Origin of the sequence: Streptomyces sp. NPDC006261, from assembly GCF_040613515.1 — a bacterium.
Classification (GTDB): Bacteria; Actinomycetota; Actinomycetes; order Streptomycetales; family Streptomycetaceae; genus Streptomyces.
In genome coordinates this window covers 101,765-124,435 of the sequence record NZ_JBEXSI010000018.1, presented here as the reverse complement: position 1 = coordinate 124,435, position 22,671 = coordinate 101,765, and the positions used below count along the sequence as shown (strand labels likewise).

At 70.1% G+C, this 22,671-nt stretch carries 17 protein-coding genes and 1 pseudogene; 1 reads left to right on the top strand and 17 read right to left on the bottom strand.

Annotated elements, in window-relative coordinates:
- From ABZ154_RS14440 to ABZ154_RS14375, 14 genes and pseudogenes are all read right to left on the bottom strand, one after another.
- Window positions 1–603, bottom strand: a pseudogene (locus ABZ154_RS14440) (ribonuclease E/G); the annotation flags it as partial.
- Between the two features lie 236 nt (window positions 604–839).
- Entirely contained in the window at window positions 840–1,619 is a 780-nt protein-coding gene (locus ABZ154_RS14435; RefSeq protein WP_356832380.1) for a TIGR03936 family radical SAM-associated protein, read from the bottom strand.
- A gap of 124 nt (window positions 1,620–1,743) precedes the next feature.
- Window positions 1,744–2,952 (bottom strand): hypothetical protein, encoded by a 1,209-nt coding sequence (locus tag ABZ154_RS14430; protein WP_356832378.1) that lies wholly within the window; start codon window positions 2,950–2,952, stop codon window positions 1,744–1,746.
- A gap of 66 nt (window positions 2,953–3,018) precedes the next feature.
- Window positions 3,019–4,947, bottom strand: a complete 1,929-nt coding sequence (locus tag ABZ154_RS14425) for a TIGR03960 family B12-binding radical SAM protein (protein ID WP_356832376.1) — start codon at window positions 4,945–4,947, stop codon at window positions 3,019–3,021.
- A 52-nt stretch (window positions 4,948–4,999) separates the two neighbouring features.
- The gene (locus ABZ154_RS14420) at window positions 5,000–6,535 is read right to left on the bottom strand and encodes a CYTH and CHAD domain-containing protein (RefSeq protein WP_356832374.1); all 1,536 of its coding nucleotides are present in this window, start codon (window positions 6,533–6,535) and stop codon (window positions 5,000–5,002) included.
- Between the two features lie 29 nt (window positions 6,536–6,564).
- The gene (rodA, locus tag ABZ154_RS14415; RefSeq protein WP_356832372.1) at window positions 6,565–7,758 is read right to left on the bottom strand and encodes a rod shape-determining protein RodA; all 1,194 of its coding nucleotides are present in this window, start codon (window positions 7,756–7,758) and stop codon (window positions 6,565–6,567) included.
- Window positions 7,758–9,977 carry a penicillin-binding protein 2 gene (gene mrdA / locus ABZ154_RS14410; RefSeq protein ID WP_356832370.1) on the bottom strand — a complete coding sequence of 740 codons (2,220 nt, stop codon included), beginning with the start codon at window positions 9,975–9,977 and terminating at the stop codon, window positions 7,758–7,760. Before mrdA ends, rodA begins: the two co-directional genes overlap by 1 nt.
- Window positions 9,978–10,026: 49 nt before the next feature.
- Window positions 10,027–10,692, bottom strand: coding sequence for a rod shape-determining protein MreD (gene mreD, locus ABZ154_RS14405; RefSeq protein ID WP_356832368.1), 666 nt, complete (start codon window positions 10,690–10,692; stop codon window positions 10,027–10,029).
- An 11-nt stretch (window positions 10,693–10,703) separates the two neighbouring features.
- Window positions 10,704–11,744, bottom strand: coding sequence for a rod shape-determining protein MreC (mreC, locus tag ABZ154_RS14400; RefSeq protein WP_356832366.1), 1,041 nt, complete (start codon window positions 11,742–11,744; stop codon window positions 10,704–10,706).
- Window positions 11,745–11,919: 175 nt separating this feature from the next.
- Window positions 11,920–12,939, bottom strand: coding sequence for a rod shape-determining protein (locus tag ABZ154_RS14395; RefSeq protein ID WP_015608503.1), 1,020 nt, complete (start codon window positions 12,937–12,939; stop codon window positions 11,920–11,922).
- 288 nt (window positions 12,940–13,227) lie between these two features.
- Window positions 13,228–13,641, bottom strand: a complete 414-nt coding sequence (ndk, locus tag ABZ154_RS14390) for a nucleoside-diphosphate kinase (RefSeq protein WP_032753273.1) — start codon at window positions 13,639–13,641, stop codon at window positions 13,228–13,230.
- Between the two features lie 119 nt (window positions 13,642–13,760).
- Window positions 13,761–14,123, bottom strand: coding sequence for a DUF4233 domain-containing protein (locus ABZ154_RS14385; protein ID WP_356832363.1), 363 nt, complete (start codon window positions 14,121–14,123; stop codon window positions 13,761–13,763).
- A gap of 8 nt (window positions 14,124–14,131) precedes the next feature.
- Window positions 14,132–15,655, bottom strand: coding sequence for a folylpolyglutamate synthase/dihydrofolate synthase family protein (locus tag ABZ154_RS14380; RefSeq protein ID WP_356832361.1), 1,524 nt, complete (start codon window positions 15,653–15,655; stop codon window positions 14,132–14,134).
- 124 nt (window positions 15,656–15,779) lie between these two features.
- Window positions 15,780–18,401: a valine--tRNA ligase gene (locus tag ABZ154_RS14375; RefSeq protein WP_356832359.1), complete on the bottom strand. Its 2,622-nt coding sequence runs from the start codon at window positions 18,399–18,401 to the stop codon at window positions 15,780–15,782.
- Window positions 18,402–18,539: 138 nt separating this feature from the next.
- Between ABZ154_RS14375 and ABZ154_RS14370 the strand changes: the two genes are divergently transcribed.
- The gene (locus ABZ154_RS14370; protein ID WP_356832357.1) at window positions 18,540–19,589 is read left to right on the top strand and encodes a hypothetical protein; all 1,050 of its coding nucleotides are present in this window, start codon (window positions 18,540–18,542) and stop codon (window positions 19,587–19,589) included.
- Between the two features lie 74 nt (window positions 19,590–19,663).
- Here ABZ154_RS14370 and clpX read toward each other — a convergent pair whose 3' ends face one another.
- The 3 genes from clpX to ABZ154_RS14355 form a co-directional block, all read right to left on the bottom strand.
- Window positions 19,664–20,962 carry an ATP-dependent Clp protease ATP-binding subunit ClpX gene (clpX, locus tag ABZ154_RS14365; protein WP_030563667.1) on the bottom strand — a complete coding sequence of 433 codons (1,299 nt, stop codon included), beginning with the start codon at window positions 20,960–20,962 and terminating at the stop codon, window positions 19,664–19,666.
- A gap of 158 nt (window positions 20,963–21,120) precedes the next feature.
- Entirely contained in the window at window positions 21,121–21,804 is a 684-nt protein-coding gene (locus tag ABZ154_RS14360) for an ATP-dependent Clp protease proteolytic subunit (protein ID WP_030563669.1), read from the bottom strand.
- Window positions 21,805–21,883: 79 nt separating this feature from the next.
- Complete coding sequence (locus tag ABZ154_RS14355; protein ID WP_030563671.1) at window positions 21,884–22,489, bottom strand: ATP-dependent Clp protease proteolytic subunit; 606 nt, start codon at window positions 22,487–22,489, stop codon at window positions 21,884–21,886.
- Window positions 22,490–22,671 lie beyond the last annotated feature (182 nt).

Below are 22,671 nucleotides of genomic sequence, written 5' to 3'. Positions count from 1 at the left end.
CGGAAGCCCAGCGCGAGTCCGACCGCGACCACGACCACCGACGAGATCAGATAGCGCACCACGTCGCCGATCAGCGCGCCCGTCAGCGGCCTCGGGCTCGACGGCCTCGGCCACCGGCTCCTCGTCCTCCGCCGTCTCCTCCATGAGCGGCTCGGCCGGGGCCTCGACGACCTCGGCGGCCTGCGGGGCACCGGCCGGAGCCGTCGCCTTGCGGACCGCGCGGCGGCGGGTGCGCGGCGCCGGGGTCTCCTCGGCGGGCTCGGCGGCCTGGGCCGGGGCCTCGGCCACCGGAGCAGGGGTCTCGACGACCTCGGCGACCACCTCGGCGGTCTCCGGGGCGCCCGCGGGGGCGGTCGCCTTGCGCACGGCGCGACGGCGCGTACGGACGGGGGGCGCGGTCTCGGGGGCCGTCTCCTCGGGCGCGGTGACCGGGGTCTCCACGGCGGCGGGCGGTGCGGTCTCCTCGGCGGCGGGCGCCTGAGCCGCGCCGGGCGGGCCGGCCGGGCGGGAAGCGGCGCGGCGCCTGCGGCGCGGCGGCAGCTTGTCCCCGGGGGTGTTCTCTTCGTTGTTCCCGTTGGTGGCGGGTTCGTTCGGCTGAGGCATGCGGGCGGTTCTCCCGTCGCGCTCCCGGGCGCCGCGTCTGTTTCCGGTCCGGCACGGTCCGCAGTGGTGCGATACCGCTCGTCCGGGGCGCGGGCGCCGCACGGGAGCTGATGTCTGGCTCGCCGGTTCCGTCCGCGGTGTTGCGGACGGCCTGGCGAAAGTCTTGTCGGGGTGGATCAGTGCGCGGCCCGACCCAGGTGGCTCCCGAGTCGGAGGGCTGCGCTACAACGACCGCCTTACGCGGAACCTGCACCTTCCGGCGCCGTCGCGACGGCTGCTGCGACCGCGGGATGTGCGGTCGGGGCGGCCTCGCGGTCGGGCGCGAGCGGGTCGGTCACCGTGCCGGACTCCTCGTCGAAGAGCCCCTGCGCCAGCCTCGTCACCGCAGCGGGGACGGGCGGCGCCAGGTCGGCCACAGCGCGGAGACCGGACAGGACGTCGTCGGGTCGCACGGCAGGTGTCACGTGCCGAACAACCAGCCGCAGTATCGCACAGGGCTTGTCCCCCGGCCTATCGGCCGGGGAATCAAGGGCCTGCAGGTCGGCGACGGCGGAACGGGCGTCGAAGGTGCGGATACCGTTCTTCGCCTTGCGCTGGACCTCGACACTCTCAGCGGCGTTGAACGCTTCGACCGCTCTGCGGGCCTCCTCGGGATCGACGCCGTCGAGGCGCATGTCCCAGACGGAGGCGGTCAGCCGCTCGGCGAGACCCGAGGTGCGGGCCTCGACCGCGTCGGTGATGTCGAGACCGTCCGGCAGCGAACTGTCGAGCAGCTCGCGCAGGAGGTCGGGGTCGCGCGCCTCGGTGAGGGCGATCTCCAGGAACTCGGCCTCGCTGCCCGTGCCGGTGGGGGCGGCATTGGCGTAGGAGACCTTGGGGTGCGGGGTGAAGCCCGCCGAGTACGCCATCGGCACCTCGGAGCGGCGCAGTGCCCGCTCGAAGGCCCGCTGGAAGTCGCGGTGACTGGTGAACCGGAGGCGGCCGCGCTTGGTGTAGCGCAGACGGATGCGCTGCACTGCCGGTGCGGGCGGCGGGCCTTCGGGCTGTCGCTTGCCCAGTGGTTCTTCTCCTCGGTGCGGGGCGGGCGCTGTGGAGCGCCGCCCACGAAGTACGGGGTGGTCCCCGGGGTGCCGCTCCGGCTCACCCCTGCTTGGCGAGTTTCTCGCCCAGCAGGGAGGTCTCGGACGCCTGCGCCGCGCTGGGGACAGTCGTTGTACTACCCAGAGTACGCGCAGGCATCCCCAGCGGTTCCCCGGACCGCCTCCCTCCCGTCCCGCCCGCCAGTGCGCGCCAGGCGTCGCGGCGGGCCTGCCGCACGGTTTCGCGGGCGGTGGCGAGGGCTCCGCGGGCGGCGCGGCCCGCCTCGGCGGCGGCGCGTCGGGCCGGTGCCCAGACGGCGTCCCGGACGAGGTGGCCGACCGGGGTGCACACCGTGCGGTAAGCCCAGGCCACCGGTACGCCGATCAGGTGCCGGTACAGCCACGCGATGCCCCGGCCCACCGCCCGTGAGAGGTATCCGGCGATCCGCCAGGCGACCTCGGCGGCCTCCGCGGTCTCCCGGCCGACCGGGGCGAGGACGCGGCGGTACAGCCAGGCGGCAGGGGCCACGAGCAGCGTCATGGCCGTCCAGGTGACCGCGATCCCCAGCCCTCGGCCGGTGGCCGCGAGTAGCTTCCAGACCCCGCCGAGGGCCCAGGCGGCCCCCTGCCACAGCAGCCCCAGGGCCCACGCCGTGCCCTGCCACACCGTGTCCAGCACCCAAGCCGTGCCCCGGCCCAGCGGGGTGAGGACGGCCCCGTACAGCCACACCAGCGGCACGGCCACGCCGTAGCGCGCGGCCGGGACGAGGACGTGCCGCCAGAGGCCCACCGCGGGCGCGACGAGCAGCGTGGTGAACAGCCGGGCGACGCCCTGCCCCGCCTTGCAGAACAGCCAGGCCGCACCGTGGCCGAGCGGCGTGAGGAGGTTGGCGTACAGCCACACCAGCGGCACCGCGACCCCGTACTTCGCCACCGGCACGACCACGTACCGCCACAGGCCGACCCAGGGCCAGACGAGGAGAGCGGTGGCCAGCCAGGTGACGGCCAGGGCCAGCGGGGTGAGGACGTTGGCGAACAGCCAGGCCAGCGGGGTCAGGACCAGGGTGTCGACCAGCCAGACCAGCCCCCGGCCCAGCGGGCGGAGCAGGGTCCGGTCGAAGGCGTGCCAGCCGGCGGCCAGCAGGTCCCAGGCCATGCGGACGGGCAGGACCAGGACCAGGACCACGATGCGCACGGGGATCCTGATCAGCCGGGTCAGTGCGGTGTCGGGCTCGTACCGGTCCAGGGCCTGGTGCTCACTGGCGTCCATGTCCTCAATGACGCGCAGGCCCGGTCCGGGGTTGCCGGGCCGGGCCTACGGAGCGTCAGGGACGCGTTACTTGTTCACCACGCTCAGCGGGAGCAGCTTCTTGCCGGTCGGGCCGATCTGGATGTCCAGGTCGAGCTGCGGGCAGACGCCGCAGTCGAAGCAAGGCGTCCAGCGGCAGTCCTCGACCTCGGTCTCGTCGAGCGCGTCCTGCCAGTCCTCCCAGAGCCAGTCCTTGTCCAGGCCGGAGTCCAGGTGGTCCCACGGCAGGACCTCCTCGTAGGTGCGCTCACGGGTGGTGTACCAGTCGACGTCCACGCCGAAATCGGGCAGCGTCTTCTCGGCGCAGCTCATCCAGAGGTCGTAGCTGAAGTGCTCGCGCCAGCCGTCGAAGCGGCCGCCCGACTCGTAGACCGCGCGGATGACGGAGCCGACGCGCCGGTCGCCGCGCGAGAGCAGGCCCTCGACGATGCCGGGCTTGCCGTCGTGGTAGCGGAAGCCGATGGAGCGGCCGTACTTCTTGTCGCCGCGGATCTTGTCCCGGAGCTTCTTGAGCCGGGCGTCGGTGTCGGCCGCGCTCAGCTGCGGGGCCCACTGGAAGGGGGTGTGCGGCTTGGGTACGAAGCCGCCGATGGAGACCGTGGCGCGGATGTCGTTCTGGCCGGAGACCTCGCGGCCCTTGGCGATGACGTTGACCGCCATGTCGCCGATCTGGAGGACGTCCTCGTCGGTCTCGGTGGGCAGGCCGCACATGAAGTACAGCTTCACCTGACGCCAGCCGTTGCCGTACGCGGTGGCCACCGTCCGGATCAGGTCCTCCTCGGAGACCATCTTGTTGATGACCTTGCGCATCCGCTCTGAGCCGCCCTCGGGAGCGAAGGTGAGGCCGGAGCGGCGGCCGTTGCGGGTCAGCTCGTTGGCCAGGTCCACGTTGAACGCGTCGACGCGGGTGGAGGGCAGCGAGAGGCCGACCTTGTCGTCGGTGTAGCGGTCGGCGAGGCCCTTGGCGATGTCGCCGATCTCGCTGTGGTCCGCGGAGGAGAGGGAGAGCAGGCCGACCTCTTCGAAGCCGGTCGCCTTGAGGCCCTTCTCGACCATTTCGCCGATGCCGGTGATGCTTCGCTCCCGCACGGGGCGCGTGATCATGCCGGCCTGGCAGAAACGGCAGCCGCGGGTGCAGCCGCGGAAGATCTCCACGGACATCCGCTCGTGCACGGTCTCCGCGAGCGGGACGAGGGGCTGCTTGGGGTAGGGCCACTCGTCGAGGTCCATGACGGTGTGCTTGGAGACGCGCCACGGCACGCCGGACCGGTTGGGCACGACGCGGCCGATTCGGCCGTCGGGGAGGTACTCGACGTCGTAGAAGCGCGGGACGTAGACGCCGCCGGTCTTCGAGAGCCGGAAGAGCACCTCGTCGCGGCCGCCGGGACGGCCCTCGGCCTTCCAGGCCCGGATGATCTCGGTGATCTCCAGGACGGCCTGCTCGCCGTCGCCGATGACCGCGCAGTCGATGAACTCCGCGATCGGCTCGGGGTTGAACGCGGCGTGGCCGCCCGCGAGGACGATCGGGTGGTCCACCGTGCGGTCCTTGGCCTCCAGCGGGATGCCCGCCAGGTCCAGGGCGGTGAGCATGTTGGTGTAGCCGAGCTCGGTGGAGAAGCTCAGCCCGAAGACGTCGAAGGCGCCGACGGGGCGGTGGCTGTCCACGGTGAACTGGGGCACGTCGTGCTCGCGCATCAGCTCTTCGAGGTCGGGCCAGACGCTGTACGTGCGCTCGGCGAGGACGCCCTCGCGCTCGTTCAGTACCTCGTAGAGGATCATGACGCCCTGGTTGGGCAGCCCGACCTCGTAGGCGTCGGGATACATCAGGGTCCAGCGGACGTCGCAGCTGTCCCAGTCCTTGACGGTGGAGTTCAGCTCACCGCCGACGTACTGGATGGGCTTCTGCACATGCGGGAGCAGAGCTTCGAGCTGTGGGAAGACCGATGCGGCAGACATCTCGCGAACCTTCGTGAGCCGGCTGGGGTGACCATCCAGCCTACCGCGCGGCTCAGTGCTTCAGATCCGCCCGCAGTACGGGGTCGGAGGCGCGGGCCCACACCTCGGGCAGCTCGCGCTCCCGTGCTTCGGCGGTCGCCTCCTCGTGCCCGTACAGGAGTCCCCAGGTGAACGTGGTCTCGCCGGCGGCGTGGGACTGGATCGCGAGGGTGCGCAGGGCGTCGCGGGCGACCACGCTGTCCTGGTGGTCGCCCAGGAGGGACTGGACGGCCTTCACCCGCTTGGCGAACCGTTCGGCGGGCTTTCCGAGGGCGGGCTTGGCCGCGTCGCCCGCGTACCGGGCGCGCTTGGCGGCCTTGCGGGCCTCGTGCATCGCGGCGTCCCGCTCGGGGCCCGGCGGGTGCTCCAGGGCGTGGTCCATCCGGCGCGCGAGCTTCTTGTAGTCCTTGAGCACCGCGCGGGGCAGCTCCTTCCCGGGGGCGCGGGACGCGGCGGGGAGCAGGGGCGGGTGGGCGCTGAGCGCGTCCAGGGTGTCCAGGAGGTCCAGATATCGCTTCCCGTCCAGTACGGCGACGATCCTGCGGCGCGACCCGGTGCGGCGGGCGGCCGACCAGATCTTCAGCCGGCCGCGGACCGGGCCGAGGACGAGGGTGCCGGGGAGGGCCCCGGCGCGGTCGCCCAGGCGCTTGTCGAGGACCTCCTGGTCGCGGTCGACGCCCAGTTCGCCGGCGAGCCACTTGAGCTCGGCGCCGACGGGGTCGGTGACCTCGCGGTCCAGGATCCTGCGGTAGGTCTTGAAGGCGCTGCGCAGCCTGCGGGTCGCCACGCGCATCTTGTGCACGGAGTCGGGCAGGTCGCGGCGGACGGCGGGGTCGAGGTCGATGATCGTACGGATCTGCTTGCCTACGTAGGCAAGGACGTGGTCCCCCGCGGTCTGCGGGTCGTCCGTCTTCTGCTTCTGCTTCGCCCGCTTCTCCGGTTCCGGTGCCGTCTCCGCCAGCGCCCTGGCGAGCTTCGACGGCGCCTTTGAGGGCCGCACCCCGGCCTTGCGGAGCCGCTTCTCGACCGCGTCCAGGAAGGCGGGGTCGCCGTCGTCGGCGAGCTCGACCTCGATCTCGGTCCAGGTGGCGGTGGTGCCGGTCCCCTCCCCCGCGAGCCGTTCGGCGCACACGGTGTCGATGCTGACCTCGGCGAGGAGGGTGCCGTCGGGGTCCGTCAGGTGCTGGACGTCACGGGAGGAGAGCAGGCGGACGACAGGGGCCGGTTCGGTGTGGCGGAGGCGGGAGCGGAGCAGGGCGGCGAAGGAGCGCGGCAGGGTGTCGGCGAGCGGTTCGCGGAGCTCGTCCCGGATGCCGGTGGCGACGGGGAACTTCAGGTGCCAGCCCTCGTCGGTCCCGCCGGTCCTGCGGCGCAGGGTGAGGGAGTCCGCGGCGAGGCGGAGGCCGGCGGTGTCGTAGTAGACGGCGTCCAGCTCCGTGACGCCCTGCTTCACGACCCGGCCGACCCCGGCCACCCGGCTCAGGTCGGGCAGCCGGGTGGCTTCGGTGGCTTCGTACTTCCGCTCGATCTCGCGCTTGGTGTCCGCCATATACGGACACCTACCCCCGTGAGCCGGGTTCAGGCGGACAACGGACGCTGCACCCTGATCGACTGCAGCAGCCCGATCGCGACCCAGACGGCGAACATCGAGGACCCTCCGTAGGAGACGAAGGGCAGCGGCAGACCGGCCACCGGCATGATGCCGAGCGTCATGCCGATGTTCTCGAAGGACTGGAAGGCGAACCAGGCGATGATGCCGGCGGCGACGATCGTGCCGTACAGCTCGGTCGTCTCGCGGGCGATCCGGCAGGCGCGCCACAGGACGACGCCGAGCAGGATGATGATCAGCCCGGCGCCGAGGAAGCCCAGCTCCTCACCGGCGACCGTGAAGACGAAGTCGGTCTGCTGTTCGGGAACGAACTGGCCGGTGGTCTGGGTGCCTTCGAAGAGCCCGGTGCCGGTGAGGCCGCCGGAGCCGACCGCGATGCGGGCCTGGTTGGTGTTGTAGCCGACGCCGGCAGGGTCGAGCGCCGGGTTGGCGAAGGCGGCGAAGCGGGCGATCTGGTAGTCGTCGAGCAGCCCGAGCTGCCAGACCGAGACGGCTCCGGCGGCCCCCGCGCCGAGCAGGCCGAAGACCCAGCGGTTGGAGGCGCCGGAAGCCAGCAGGACGCCGAGGACGATGACGGCCATCACCATCACCGAGCCGAGGTCCGGCATCAGCATGACGACGGCCATGGGGACGGCCGCGATGCCCAGCGCCTTGGCCACGGTCCGGTGGTCGGGGTGGGGCTGGTCGCCCGCGTCGACGCGGGAGGCGAGCAGCATCGCCATGCCGAGGATGATGGTGATCTTCGTGAATTCGGAGGGCTGGATCGAGAAGCCGGCCGGGAGCTTGATCCATGCGTGGGCCCCGTTGACCGTGGTGCCCAGCGGGGTGAGGACCGCGAGGACCAGCAGCACCGAAATGCCGTAGAGGACCGGGACGGCCCCGCGCAGGGTGCGGTGGCCGAGCCAGATCGTGCCGATCATCAGCGCGAGGCCGATGCCGGTGTTCAGGGCGTGCCGGAAGAGGAAGAAGTACGGGTCGCCCTGGGTGAGGTGGTCGCGGTTGCGGGTCGCCGACCAGACGAGCAGCGAGCCGAGGAAGGAGAGCGCGAGCGCGGCTCCCAGCAGCGGCCAGTCCAGCCGCCGGGTCAGGGAGTCGCGGGCGGTCAGCTTGGCCCAGGAGCCCCGCTCGGGGCCGTACCGGCCTACGGAGAAGTCACCTGCCATCAGGGCCGCCTCCCGGTCGCCGCGGGTGATCCGGTGAGCCCCGGCTGGCCCGGGGGCTGCGGAATCAGGTTCTCGGGATCTGCCTCCTGGCCTTCGGGCTGCGTCGGCTCGGGGTTGTACCGCTCGATCTTCGGCGCGTGGATCGATCCGTCGGGCTGGACCTTCGGCAGCGCCTTCTGGGGCTTGGGCAGCAGGGCCTTCTTCACATCCTGGTTGCCCTCGGCGTCGAGGCCGTAGAGCGCGTCGTAGATCTTGCGGACGGCGGGCCCGGAGGCGCCGGAGCCGGTGCCGCCCTGGGAGATCGTCATGACGATCGTGTAGTCGTCGGTGTAGGTCGCGAACCACGAGGTGGTCTGCTTGCCGTACACCTGCGCGGTGCCGGTCTTGGCGCGCATCGGGATCTTGTCCTGCGGCCAGCCGCCGAACCGCCAGGCCGCCGTGCCGCCGGGCTCGACCACCGAACGCAGGCCCTTGTCGAGGTCCTTGACGGTCTTGGCGTCGATGGGCAGCTTGCCGGTGGACTTGGGCTTGATCTCCTGGATGCTCTTGCCATCGGGGCTGATCACGGCCTTGCCGACGGTGGGGGCGTAGAGGGTGCCGCCGTTGCTGATGGCTGCGTAGGCGGTGGCCATCTGGATGGGGGTGACGAGGACGTCACCCTGGCCGATGGCGTAGTTGATGCTGTCGTAGGCCTTGAGCTGGTTGCCTTCGAGGCAGCTCTCGTAGGCGATCTGCTGCACGTAGGTGCCGCCCTTCTTGCCCTCCTTGCACCAGGCGTCCTTGTTCGCCTTCCAGAAGTCCTGCTTCCACTGGCGGTCCGGGATGCGGCCCTTGACCTCGTTCGGCAGGTCGATGCCGGTCTCGGCGCCGAGGCCGAAGTCACGGGCGGTGCGGTAGAACCAGTTCTTCGCGTCCTTCTTCGGCTTTATGCCGCCGTCCCGCGCCCACTCTTCGTGGCCCAGGCGGTAGAAGACGGTGTTGCAGGAGTACTTGAGCGCGTCGCCGAGGGTGATGGGGCCGTGCCCCTGGGACTCGAAGTTGGCGAAGGTCTGGCTGCCGAGGCTGTAGGAGCTGCTGCAGTTGTAGCGGCCGTCGAAGGGGTGGCCGCCCCGCACGGCGGCGCTGGCGGAGACCACCTTGAAGATGGATCCGGCGGGCGCCTGGCCCTGGATGGCCCGGTTGAGCAGCGGGTAGTTGGACTTCTTGCTGGTGAGCTTGGCGTACTGCTTGCCGGAGATGCCTCCGACCCAGTCGTTGGGGTCGTAGTCGGGCTGGGAGGCCATGGAGACGATGCGACCGGTCTTGGACTCCATGACGACGACGGCGCCGGAGTCGGCCTCGTACGTGCGGCCGGTGATCTTGTCGGTCTCGCCCCGGACCTTCTTCATCGCGGCGGCGAGCTCGTACTCGGCGACCGCCTGGACGCGGGCGTCGAGGCTGGTGACGAGGTTGGAGCCGGGCACCGCCGGGTCGTTCTCCGCCTCGCCCATGACGCGGCCGAGGTTGTCGACCTCGTAGCGGGTGACGCCGGCCTTGCCGCGCAGCTCCTTGTCGTACGTCCGCTCGATCCCCGACCGGCCGACCTGGTCCGAGCGAAGGTACGGCGACGGGCCGTCCTGCGCCTTCTGGATCTCCTCGTCGGTGACGGGCGACAGATAGCCGAGAACCTGCGCGGTCTTCGCCTTGCCGGGCGCGGCGTAGCGGCGTACGGCGGTGGGTTCGGCGGTGATGCCGGGGAAGTCCTCGGCGCGCTCGCGGATCTGGAGGGCCTGCTGGGTGGTGGCCTCGTCGGTGACCGGGATCGGCTGGTAGGGCGAGCCGTTCCAGCAGGGCTGGGGGGTCTTGGAGTCGCAGAGGCGGACCTTGTCCCGGACGTCCTGGACCTTCATGTCCAGGACGTCGGCGAGCCGGGTGAGGACGCCGACGCCGTCGTCCTTCATCTTCAGCAGCTCGGTGCGGCTGGCGGAGACGACGAGCCGGGTCTCGTTGTCGGCGAGCGGGACGCCCCGCGCGTCGAGGATCGAGCCGCGCACGGCGGGCTGGACGACCTGCTGCACCCCGTTGCCGGCGGCTTCGGCGGTGTACTCGTCGCCGTTGCGGATCTGGAGGTACCAGAGGCGGCCGCCGAGGGTGAGCAGCAGCGAGAAGACGAGCACCTGGATGACGACGAGCCGGATCTGGACCCGCTGGGTCCGCCCGGTCTCGGGGATGTTGCTCACGCGGGGCCCCCGGTGGTGGTACGGGAGCGGTGCCCCGTGAAGTGCGGTGTCACAGTCGCTTGACCCCCTTGATGCGTCCCGCGCGGGCGGCCCGGCTGCGGGCGGCCTTCACGCGCAGGCCGCCGCGCTGGTTGCCGATGCGCAGCCCGGTGCCGGAGGCGAGCCAGCCCGCGGCGACGTCGTTGCTGCCGCCGGACGCCTCGGAGAGCGGATCGTTCTCGGTGCGTCTGGCCAGGGCCATGATCAGTGGCACGGTGAAGGGTGCCAGCAGCAGGTCGTAGACCGCGGCGGTGAACAGCAGGCTGCCCAGGCCCACGTGGCGGGCGGCCGTGTCACCGACGAGGGCGCCGACGCCTGCGTAGAGCAGGGTCGAGCCGAGCGCGGCGGCGACCACCACGGCCATCGGGGCGAAGGCCGACTTGAGCTGGCCGTTCTCCGGCCGGGCGAGGCCCGCGAGGTAGCCGATGACGCAGAGCACCAGGGCGTAGCGCCCGGCGGCGTGGTCGGCGGGGGGCGCGAGGTCCGCGAGGAGGCCGGCGCCGAAGCCGATGAGCGCGCCGCTGACGGGCCCGTACACGAAGGCGAGTCCGAGGACGGTGAGGAGCAGCAGGTCGGGGACGGCGCCGGGGAGCTGGAGGCGGGCGAGGACGGATACCTGGACGACGAGGGCGACGACGACCAGGGCGATGGAGAGCAGAGTCCGGTTCAGGCGCATGGGGATCAGCTCTACTCCTGGTCGTTTGCCGCGTTGTCGGGTTGCTGGTTGCCTGCCGCGTCGCCGGCTGCCGCACCGTCGCCCGGCTTCTCGTTGATGTTGCCGACGACCTTGCCCGAGCCGTCGACGAGGTCGCCGTTGGGCTGGACGGTGACGGTGACCGTGGGGGTGGGCTTGGGCTTCGTCTTGACGGGCTGCTTGGGCAGGACCGCGTCGCGCGGGTCCGAGCGCGGGGCCTGGACGACGACGCCGACGATGTCGAGCTTGGTGAACCCGACGTACGGCTTCACGTAGACGGTGCGGGTCAGCGCACCGCCCGAGGGGTCGACGCGGACGACCTCGCCGACCGGGACGCCGGGCACGAAGGGCTTGTCCTTGCTGGAGCCGAAGGTGACGAGCCGGTCGCCCGCCGCCACCTCGGCCTTGCCGTTGAGGAACTGGACCGAGAGCGGGCGCGATCCCTGGCCGGTGGCGAAGCCGAGTTCGTCGGTCTTCTCCATCCGGGTGCCGACGGTGAAGTCGGGGTCGTTGGCCAGCAGGACCGTCGAGGTGCTCGGGCCGACGGTGGTGACGCGGCCGACCAGCCCCTCACCGTTGAGGACGGTCATGTCGCGGCGGATGCCGTCGTTCGACCCGGCGTCGATGGTGACCGTCCAGGAGAAGCCCTGGGCCGCTCCTATGGCGATGACCTCGGCGCCCTTGATGCCGTACTGTCCGGCGCCCGCGTTCTTCAGCATGGCGTCGAGCTGGCGGACCCGGCTGTTGGTGCGGTCGTCGCTGCCGAGCCTGGCCTTCAGTGCGGCGTTCTCCTGCTCCAGGGCGGAGATCCGGTCGTGCCGTCTGCCCGAGTCCCGTACCGCCCCTATGGCGTTGCCCACCGGGTCGACCGCCGTCGCGACGCCGTTCTCGATCGGCCCGAAGACGGTGGCCGCGGCCTGCCGTGCGCCGTCGACCGGTGACTCCTCGCCGCCTCGGATATCGACCGTGATCAGGGCGAATGCGATGGCGATCAGCAGCACCAGGAGCAGCCGGCTCTCTCGTGTGTCCCTCACGTGCGGCGGCCGTGCCTTCCTCGTCGGAATGTTCGTGCCTGTGTGTACGAGGCTGTCGTGACGTCAGCACCCGTGTACCTCGGTACGTGTACGTGTACAGCAACGATCTATATCAACGATCCGGCGGGCGGAGCCGCAGCGTCCGCGCGCCGGATCGGGTGATGCTGCGCCTGTCCTACCGGCGGGGCTGGGCGTCCAGCACCTGCTGGAGCGCCTCGAACTCCTCGACGCACTTGCCGGAGCCGAGCGCCACGGAGTCCAGCGGGTCCTCGGCGATGTGGATCGGCATGCCCGTCTCGTGGCGCAGCCGCTCGTCCAGGCCGCGCAGCAGCGCGCCGCCGCCCGTGAGGACGATGCCGCGGTCCATGATGTCGCCGGAGAGCTCGGGCGGGCACTTGTCGAGGGTCGTCTTCACGGCGTCGACGATCGCGTTGACCGGCTCCTCGATGGCCTTGCGGACCTCGGCGGCCGAGATGACGACCGTCTTGGGCAGCCCGGAGACCAGGTCCCGGCCACGGATCTCGGTGTGCTCGTCCTTCTCCAGGTCGAACGCGGAACCGATCGTGATCTTGATCTGTTCGGCGGTCCGCTCACCGAGGAGGAGCGAGTACTCCTTCTTGATGTGCTGGATGATCGCGTTGTCCAGCTCGTCACCGGCGGTCCGGATCGACTGGGCAGTGACGATTCCGCCGAGCGAGATCACCGCGACCTCGGTGGTGCCGCCACCGATGTCGACGACCATGTTGCCCGTGGCCTCGTGGACCGGCAGGCCGGAGCCGATGGCCGCGGCCATGGGCTCCTCGATGATGTGCACCTGACGCGCGCCGGCCTGCGTCGACGCCTCGATGACGGCGCGGCGCTCGACGCCGGTGATGCCGGAGGGCACACAGACGACGACCCGGGGGCGGGCCAGGTAGCGGCGCTTGTGGATCTTGAGGATGAAGTAGCGGAGCATCCGCTCCGTGATCTCGAAGTCGGCGATGACGCCGTCCTTCAGGGGCCGCACGGCAACGATGTTGCCCGGCGTGCGCCCGATCATCTTCTTGGCCTCGGAGCCGACCGCCAGGATCCCGCCGGTGTTGGTGTTGATGGCCACGACGGACGGCTCGTTCAGGACGATGCCGCGCCCCCTGACGTACACCAGCGTGTTGGCAGTCCCGAGGTCGATAGCCATGTCACGGCCGATGAACGACATTGAGTTCCCCTTGTTCCCCATGAGGATGCGTCGGGCCTTCCCAAGAAGCAATGATGGCTTGTTCTGGTAGGCGAGGTTGGCGCTGCGGGCGTGGAAGCTTCCATCGTAGTGCCGTATGCACGGACACAGCGCGAGGGTCCTTCGCCGGATCGAGCGGAACGGCTGCCCGTTCCACCCATGGTGACGTTACGTCGGAGGGATGCGTTCCCGCGATCCCAAACCCTATGCCGAAGGGCGACCGAATTACTTCGGTCGCCCCAGGCAGACAGCGCTGTTTGGCCGATCGGGTCAGGAAAGTCCCGGAAAGAAAAGCTTCAGTTCTCGCTCTGCGGACTCCTGCGAGTCCGAGGCGTGGATGAGGTTCTCCCGGGTGATCGTGCCGAAGTCACCACGGATGGACCCGGGCGCGGCGGCGATCGGGTCGGTGGGGCCGGCCAGGGCGCGGACGCCCTCGATCACCCGCTCACCTTCGGCCACCAGGGCGACGACCGGGCCGGAGGCCATGAACTCCACGAGCGGCTCGTAGAACGGGCGGCCCTTGTGCTCCCCGTAGTGCTGCTCCAGCGTGTCCTGGTCCAGGGTGCGCAGCTCCAGCGCGGTGATCCGCCACCCCGCCTTGCGCTCGATCCGGCCGACGATCTCGCCGATCAGGCCGCGGCGGACCGCGTCGGGCTTGAGCAGGACGAGGGTGCGCTGAGTCATGTGCGGCTCCTTGCAGACACTACGGGTGCGGTGAGGCGAGATTACAGGGGTACGGGACGGAGTCTGCGCCCGGGTTCACTCAGGGTCACCCCCAGCGTTCCCGGGCACCTGCCGTCACGTCAGGCCGTGGCCTCGCCGGCCTCCTGCCGGGCCTGCTGGTCCGCCCAGCGGGCCTTGGCCTCGTCGATCTTGCGGCCGTAGTGGATGGAGGCCCACCACAGTCCGCCGAAGACCAGGCCGAGGATGAACATCATCGGGACCACGAAGCCGCTGAGGACCAGCGCGCCCTGGAGCGCCCAGCCGAGCTGGACGCCGCCGGGGCGGGTGAGCATCCCGCAGAGCAGCAGGGAGAGCACCATGCCCACCCCGCAGACCGTCCAGACCGTGGTCTGGGAGACGTCGTCCAGCTTCATCGCGACGAGTCCGGCGAGACCGATCACGAAGAACTCACCGAGCAGCGTCGAGGCGCAGAGCGTACGCATCCCTTGACTCAGCCCCTTCCCAGAAGCAGCCGGGCCTCGCCGACCGTGATCACCGATCCGGTCACCAGGACCCCGGCGCCCGCGTACTCGTCTTCCTCCTCGGCCAGCGTGATCGCCGCCTCCAGAGCGTCGTCGAGACGCGGTTCGACCTGGACCCGGTCGTCGCCGAAGACCTCGACGGCGATGGCGGCCAGCTCGTCCGCGTCCATCGCGCGGTCGGTGGAGTTCTGGGTGACGACGACCTCGGCGAAGATCGGCTCGAAGGCTTCCAGGAGCCCGCGCACGTCCTTGTCGCCGCTGGTGCCGACCACGCCGATCAGCCGGGAGAAGCTGAACGCCTCGGAGATCCCGCCCGCCGCGGCCCGGGCTCCCGCCGGGTTGTGCGCGGCGTCCAGGACGACGGTCGGGCTGGAGCGCACGACCTCCAGACGGCCGGGCGAGATCACCGCGGCGAACGCCTTGCGGATGGCGTCGATGTCGAGGGAGCGGGCCTGCTCGGCGCCGATGCCGAAGAACGCCTCGACGGCGGAGAGCGCCACTGCGGCGTTGTGCGCCTGATGGGCCCCGTACAGCGGGAGGAAGATGTCCTCGTACTCGCCGCCCAGGCCTCGCAGCGTCAGCAGCTGTCCTCCGACGGCGACCTCACGGGAGGTGACGCCGAACTCCATGCCCTCGCGGGCGACGGTGGCGTCCACCTCGACGGCCTTCTTCAGCATCACCTGCGCGGCGTCCACCGGCTGCTGCGCCAGGATGACCGTGGCGCCCTGTTTGATGACGCCGGCCTTCTCCCCGGCGATCTCGGCGGGCGTGTTGCCGAGGCGGTCGGTGTGGTCCAGCGAGATGGGGGTGACGACGGCGACGGTGGAGTCGATGACGTTGGTGGCGTCCCAGGTGCCGCCCATGCCGACCTCGACGACCGCCACGTCGACGGGCGCGTCGGCGAAGGCCGCGTACGCCATGCCGGTGAGCACCTCGAAGAAGGAGAGCCGGTAGGGCTGCTGGGCGTCGACCATCTCGACGTACGGCTTGATGTCCTCGTACGTCTCGATGAACCGCTCGGGCTCGATCGGAGAGCCGTCGAGGCTGATCCGCTCGGTGATCGACTGGACGTGCGGCGAGGTGTAGCGGCCGGTGCGCAGCTCGAACGCGTTGAGCAGGGCCTCGATCATGCGGGCCGTGGAGGTCTTGCCGTTGGTCCCCGTGATGTGGATCGAGGGGTAGGCGCGCTGCGGCTCGCCGAGGACGTCCATCAGAGCGGCGATGCGCGTGACGGAGGGCTCCAGCTTGGTCTCGCCCCAGCGTCCGGCGAGCTCCTGCTCCACCGCGCGCAGCGCCTGGTCGGTCTCGGGGTCGGTGGGTCGGGCGGGGACCGCTTCGCCCTGGGGGGAACCCGCGTAGGTGCGCAGGGTGCGGCTCCCGGCTTCGATCACCGCCAGGTCGGGGTCGCGCTGGGTCTCTTCGCCGACGATCTCCTCGAAGGTGTCGTCGGGCTGGGACGCGTCGTGCCGGTCTGAAGGGCGGGGCTCACTCACGGGGCCCAGTCTACGGATGGGCACCGACATCGCGCGCAGCGCCCGGCAGACTGTCTCCCGGCGGTACGGCGAAGCCCCCGCTCCCCCGGTCGGTCGGGGTGCGGGGGCTTCGTCCCTGAGCTGATCAGCTCTGCGGCAGGGCCGCCAGCTGGGCGGAGATCCGGTCGATGTCGGCCTCGGCCTTGGTGAGCCGGCCGCGGATCTTGTCGACCACGTTGTCCGGGGCCTTGGCCAGGAACGCCTCGTTGCCGAGCTTCCCGGTGGCCTGCGCCTTCTCCTTCCGCGCCGCCTCCAGGTCCTTCGTGAGCCGCTTGCGCTCGGCCGCCACGTCGATCGTGCCGGACAGGTCCAGGGCGACGGTGGCCCCGGCGACCGGGAGCGAGGCGGTGGCGTGGAAGCCGTCGCCTGCGGGCTGGAGCCGCAGCAGCTGGCGGATGGCCGCCTCGTGCGGGGCGAGCGCCGTGCCGGTCAGGGTCAGCTCGGCCGGGACCTTCTGGCCGGGCTGGAGGCCCTGGTCGTTACGGAAGCGGCGGACCTCGGTGACGACCTGCTGGACGAGCTCGATCTCCTTCTCGGCCGCGTCGTCACGGAAGCCGGAGTCGCCCGGCCACTCGGCGATGACGATCGACTCGCGGCCGGTGAGCGCGGTCCAGAGCGCCTCCGTGACGAACGGGACGATCGGGTGCAGCAGACGCAGCATCACGTCCAGGACCTCGCCGAGGACCCGGCCCGAGACCTCGGCCGGGCGGCCGCCCGCGAAGAACGTGGTCTTGGAGAGCTCCACGTACCAGTCGAAGACCTCGTCCCAGGCGAAGTGGCGCAGCGCCTCGCTGATCTTGGCGAACTGGAAGTCGTCGTAGAACGCGTCGACGTCGGCGACCGTCTTGTTCAGGCGGGAGAGGATCCAGCGGTCGGTGACCGACATCTCCTCGACCGGGGGCAGCTCGCCCTCGATCGTGGCGCCGTTCATCAGGGCGAAACGGGTGGCGTTCCAGATCTTGTTGGAGAACTTCGCCGAGCCCTGGACCCAGTCCTCACCGATCGGCACGTCGGTGCCGGGGTTGGCGCCGCGCGCGAGGGTGAAGCGCAGGGCGTCGGAGCCGTACTTGTCCATCCAGTCCAGCGGGTTGACCACGTTGCCGAAGGACTTCGACATCTTCTTGCCGTGCTCGTCGCGGACCATGCCGTGCAGGACGATCGTCCCGAACGGCGGGACGCCGTCGTTGACGTACAGGCCGAACATCATCATCCGGGCGACCCAGAAGAAGAGGATGTCGTAGCCGGTGACCAGGACGGAGTTCGGGTAGAACTTCGCGAGGCTGTCGGTCCGTTCGGGCCAGCCGAGGGTGGAGAAGGGCCACAGGCCCGAGGAGAACCAGGTGTCCAGGACATCGCTGTCCTGGGTCCAGCCCTCGCCGGTGGGCGCCTCGTCGTCCGGTCCGACGCAGACGACCTCGCCGTTCGGGCCGTACCAGACGGGAATGCGGTGGCCCCACCAGAGCTGGCGCGAGATGCACCAGTCGTGGAGGTTGTCGACCCAGTCGAAGTACCGCTTCTCCATCTCCTGCGGGTGGATCTTGACCTTGCCGTCGCGGACCGCGTCACCGGCGGCCTCGGCGAGCGGGGCGACCTTGACCCACCACTGGAGGGAGAGGCGCGGCTCGATGGTGGTCTTGCAGCGCGAGCAGTGGCCGACGGAGTGGACGTACGGCCGCTTCTCGGCGACGATCCGGCCCTCGGCGCGCAGGGCGGCGACGATCGCGGAGCGGGCCTCCAGCCGGTCCAGACCCTCGAAGGGACCCGGAACGGTGATGACCGCGCGCTCGTCGAGGACGGTGATGAACGGCAGGTCGTGGCGGTTGCCGATCTCGAAGTCGTTCGGGTCGTGCGCGGGGGTCACCTTGACCGCGCCGGTGCCGAACTCCGGGTCGACGTGGGGGTCGGCGACGACGGGGACCGTACGGTCGGTCAGCGGCAGCTTGATCTGCTTGCCGATCAGGTGCTGGTAGCGCTCGTCGTCGGGGTGGACGGCGACGGCGGTGTCACCGAGCATCGTCTCGGCGCGGGTGGTGGCGACGACGATGGTCTCGTCACCCTCCCCGTACGTCATGGAGACGAGCTCGCCGTCGTCCTCCTGGTACTCGACCTCGATGTCGGAGATCGCGGTGAGACAGCGCGGGCACCAGTTGATGATGCGCTCGGCGCGGTAGATCAGCCCGTCGTCGTACATCTGCTTGAAGACGGTCTGGACGGCCTTGGAGAGGCCCTCGTCCATGGTGAAGCGCTCACGGGACCAGGCGACGCCCTCGCCGAGGCGGCGCATCTGCCCGGAGATCTGGCCGCCTGACTCGTTCTTCCACTGCCAGACCCGCTCGACGAACGCCTCGCGGCCCAGGTCGTGGCGGGACTTGCCCTCCTTGCCGAGCTCGCGCTCGACGACGTTCTGGGTGGCGATACCGGCGTGGTCCATGCCCGGCTGGTAGAGGGCCTCGAACCCCTGCATCCGCTTCCGGCGGACGAGGGCGTCGATCAGGGTGTGCTCGAAGGCGTGGCCCAGGTGGAGGGAGCCGGTGACGTTCGGCGGCGGGATGACGATGCTGTAGGGCGGCTTGTCGCTGTGCTCGTCGGCTTCGAAGTAACCACGCTCTACCCAGCGCTCGTACAGCTTCCCCTCTACATCGGCCGGCGCGTACTGGGTCGGCAGTTCGGGGTTGCTGGCTGGCTGCTGCGATGAGTTCTCGGTCACGGGGGACAGTTTAGGGCCGTCACAGCTCTGCACTGAAACGGATTGGTTCAGTAACGGTGTCCGGGCCGATGGCCCATGTCAGGGCGGCTTCCGTCAGGATGTTCGCAACGCATAAGGAATTCTGGAGGGGACACCGCAATGAGCTACAACCAGCCGGGCCCGTACGGTGGGCAGCCGCCGCAGGGCCAGAGCGGACCGTACGGACAGCAGCCCGGGCCGTACGGCGGCCCGCCGCCTCAGGGCCCCCCGCAGGGCCAGCCCGGCTACGGCTACCCCCAGCAGGCCCCTCAGGGCGTCCCGCCGCAGCAGCCCGGTCCGTACGGCGCGCCGCCGCAGGGCCAGCCCGGCTACGGCACCCCTCCTCCGGGCCAGCCCGGTTACGGCTACCCGCAGCCCCAGCAGCCGGGCCCGTACGGGCAGCAGCCGCCCACTCCCCCGTACGGCGGTCAGCCGGCGTACGGGGGGCAGCCGCCGTACCCGCCGCAGCAGCCCAAGAAGAAGACCGGGCTGATCGTGGGGGCGTCCGTGCTGGCGCTGGCGGTCATCGGGGCCGGGGTCTGGTTCTTCGCTGCGGGCGGCGCGAGCAACAGTGATGTGGCCGACTCCACCAAGGGCTACAAGCTGACGCCGGCCGCCTCTGTGGACGACTACGCGAAGGACCCGTCCAAGCCTGACCGGTCCGGCCCGCTGACGGGGAAGTCGAAGACCGATGCCGAAGCCGCGGGCGTCAAGGACCCGCAGCAGGCCGGCGCCCAGTACCAGAGCGGTTCGAAGGACAACCCGCTCACGCAGAAGATGCTCCTGCTCCAGGGGTACTGGGGCGAGGTCGAGGACCCGGCCAAGGTCATCAACAATTCCTTCGGCGACGCCGAGAAGAAGATGAGCGAGAGCAGCAACGGCGGCGAGGTCTCGCTCATCGGCAGCCCCAAGGACGTCAAGCCGGCCGGTTTCGACGGCGCTCTGATGCGGTGCCAGGACATCAAGACGATCAACGACAAGGCCGACGGTACCCTCGCGAAGGGGCCGAAGGAGGTCATCACCCCGGTCTGCATCTGGGCCGACTACAGCACCGTCGGTATCGTCCTCGCCGTGGACATCGGCGGCGCCCTGACCGGCAAGGGCATCCCCCAGGACGACGTGGCCGCCCTCGCCGCCAAGCTCTACAACACCTCGCGCACCAAGATCTGACCCGCTCAACCCCGAAGGGGCGCCCACCGGTTGACCGGACGGGCGCCCCTTCGGCGCAGGTGACCGCGCTGCCGCTACGCGGACTTCTCGTGGCGGCCGCCGTCGTTCTTGCCGATCGTGCGCGGCTCGCGCGGGACCAGCGTCGGGTTGACGTGGTTGCGGACGACGTCCGGCGTGATGACGACGCGGGCGACATCCTTGCGGGACGGGACCTCGTACATCACGGACTGGAGGACTTCCTCCATGATGGCGCGCAGGCCGCGCGCTCCGGTCTGGCGCAGGATCGCCTGGTCGGCGATGGCCTCCAGCGCCTCGCGCTCGAACTCCAGCTCCACGCCGTCGAGTTCGAAGAGGCGCTGGTACTGCTTGACCAGGGCGTTGCGCGGCTCGATGAGGATCTGGAGCAGCGCCTCGCGGTCCAGGTTGTGGACCGAGGTCAGCACGGGGAGACGGCCGATGAACTCGGGGATCATCCCGAACTTCACCAGGTCCTCCGGCATGACCTCCTGGAACTGGTCGCTCGCCTGGATCTCCAGCTTGGAGCGGATCGTGGCGCCGAACCCGATGCCCTTGGCGCCGGCCCGGGACTCGATGATCTTCTCCAGTCCGGAGAAGGCGCCACCCACGATGAACAGCACGTTCGTCGTGTCGATCTGGATGAACTCCTGGTGCGGGTGCTTGCGTCCGCCCTGCGGCGGGACGGAGGCTGTGGTGCCCTCCAGGATCTTCAGCAGGGCCTGCTGGACGCCCTCGCCGGAGACATCGCGGGTGATCGACGGGTTCTCGCTCTTGCGGGCGACCTTGTCGATCTCGTCGATGTAGATGATCCCGGTCTCGGCCTTCTTGACGTCGTAGTCGGCCGCCTGGATCAGCTTCAGGAGGATGTTCTCGACGTCCTCGCCGACATAGCCGGCCTCCGTCAGCGCGGTGGCGTCCGCGATGGCGAACGGGACGTTGAGCATCCGGGCCAGCGTCTGCGCAAGGAGCGTCTTGCCGGAGCCCGTGGGGCCCAGCAGCAGGATGTTCGACTTGGCGAGCTCGATCGCGTCCTCGCGGTTCGCTCCGCCGCCGTTCTCCCCGGCCTGGACCCGCTTGTAGTGGTTGTACACCGCGACCGAGAGGGCCTTCTTCGCGGGCTCCTGCCCGACGACGTACCCCTCGAGGAACTCGTAGATCTCACGAGGCTTGGGAAGCTCCTCCCAGCGGACCTCGCTCGTCTCCGCGAGCTCCTCCTCGATGATCTCGTTGCAGAGATCGATGCACTCGTCGCAGATGTACACACCGGGTCCCGCGATGAGCTTCTTCACCTGCTTCTGGCTCTTGCCGCAGAACGAGCACTTGAGCAGGTCGCCGCCATCACCGATGCGTGCCACGAGGTTGATTCCCCTTCGCCTGGGAGGCCGCCTGGTTCAGCGGCTCCTGGTGCCTCTATCCGACGGTACCTTGCCTGGGCCCCCGTTCGGGCCCCCCTTGGCACGGTTCACACGGCCGAGACCGTGCAAACGGAATGTGCCAAGGGGAAAGACCGACGTCAGACCGATGCGCCCGCGGTCGTCTTACGGGTGGACACGATCTGGTCGACGAGCCCGTACGCCAGGGCGTCCTCGGCCGTGAGGATCTTGTCACGCTCGATGTCCTCGCTGATCTTCTCCAGCGGGGTCGTCGAGTGGCGGGCCAGCATCTGCTCCAGCTGCGTACGCATCCGGAGGATCTCGTTGGCCGCGATCTCCAGGTCGGAGAGCTGCTCGCGGCCCGTCTGCGAGGACGGCTGGTGGATGAGGACGCGGGCGTGCGGGAGCGCCATGCGCTTGCCCGGGGTGCCGGCGGCGAGCAGGACGGCGGCGGCGGAGGCGGCCTGGCCCATGCAGACCGTCTGGATGTCCGGCTTCACGAACTGCATCGTGTCGTAGATCGCGGTGAGCGCGGTGAACGAGCCGCCGGGGCTGTTGATGTAGATCGAGATGTCGCGGTCCGGGTCCATCGACTCCAGGCAGAGCAGCTGCGCCATGACGTCGTTGGCCGAGGCGTCGTCGATCTGGACGCCGAGGAAGATCACGCGCTCCTCGAAGAGCTTCGCGTACGGGTCGTACTCACGCACACCCTGCGAGGTGCGCTCCACGAAGCGCGGGACGACGTAGCGGTTGTCCACCTGCGGGCCGGTGTAGAGGCCGCTCGCGGAGGCGCCGGGGAAGTTGTTCATGTGGGTGTTCACCATCCTGGTGGCGTTCTGTGGGCTGGGGGTCTCGGCGTACGAGAGGTGTGCGGGCGGTGCTGCCGGTCCGGTGGGAACCGGATCAGGCACCCGTGCCGCCGCCGCCCGGGATGCCCGACGCGACCGTGATGATCTCGTCGATGAGGCCGTAGTCCTTGGCCTCCTCCGCCGTGTACCAGCGGTCGCGGTCGCCGTCGCGGATGATCGTCTCGACGGTCTGGCCGGAGTGGCGGGCAGTGATCTCGGCCATGCGCGTCTTGGTGCGGAGCAGGTACTGGGCCTGGATCTTGATGTCCGAGGCCGTTCCGCCGATACCGGCCGAACCCTGGTGCATGAGGATGTCGGTGTTCGGGAGCGCGAAGCGCTTGCCCGCCGCACCGCCGGTGAGCAGGAACTGGCCCATCGAGGCCGCCATGCCCATCCCGATGGTGACCACGTCGTTCGGGATGTACTGCATGGTGTCGTAGACCGCCATGCCTGCCGTCACCGAACCACCGGGGCTGTTGATGTAGAGGTAGATGTCCTTGTCCGGGTCGGCGGCAAGGAGCAGGAGCTGTGCGGTGATCTTGTTGGCGATGTCATCGTCGACCTGCTGACCGAGGAAGATGATGCGCTCGCCGAGCAGTCGGCTGTAGACCTGGTCACCGAGGCCTCCACCGAGGGACGGCTCTCCGGCGGCGTAGGGCATCAGATTCGTCACGTATCCACCTGCTCGTCTCTGACGGCTCCGGCCGTCTCAGCGTCTTCGTACCGGGCGGGTGAGGGACTCCCCCACCCTTCCTCTTCATGGACCCTAACGCGCAGGTGGGACAACGCCATCCCGGTTCCGCAACTGTTCGCTGGGAGCGCAAGCTCCGCAGGGGGCACAGG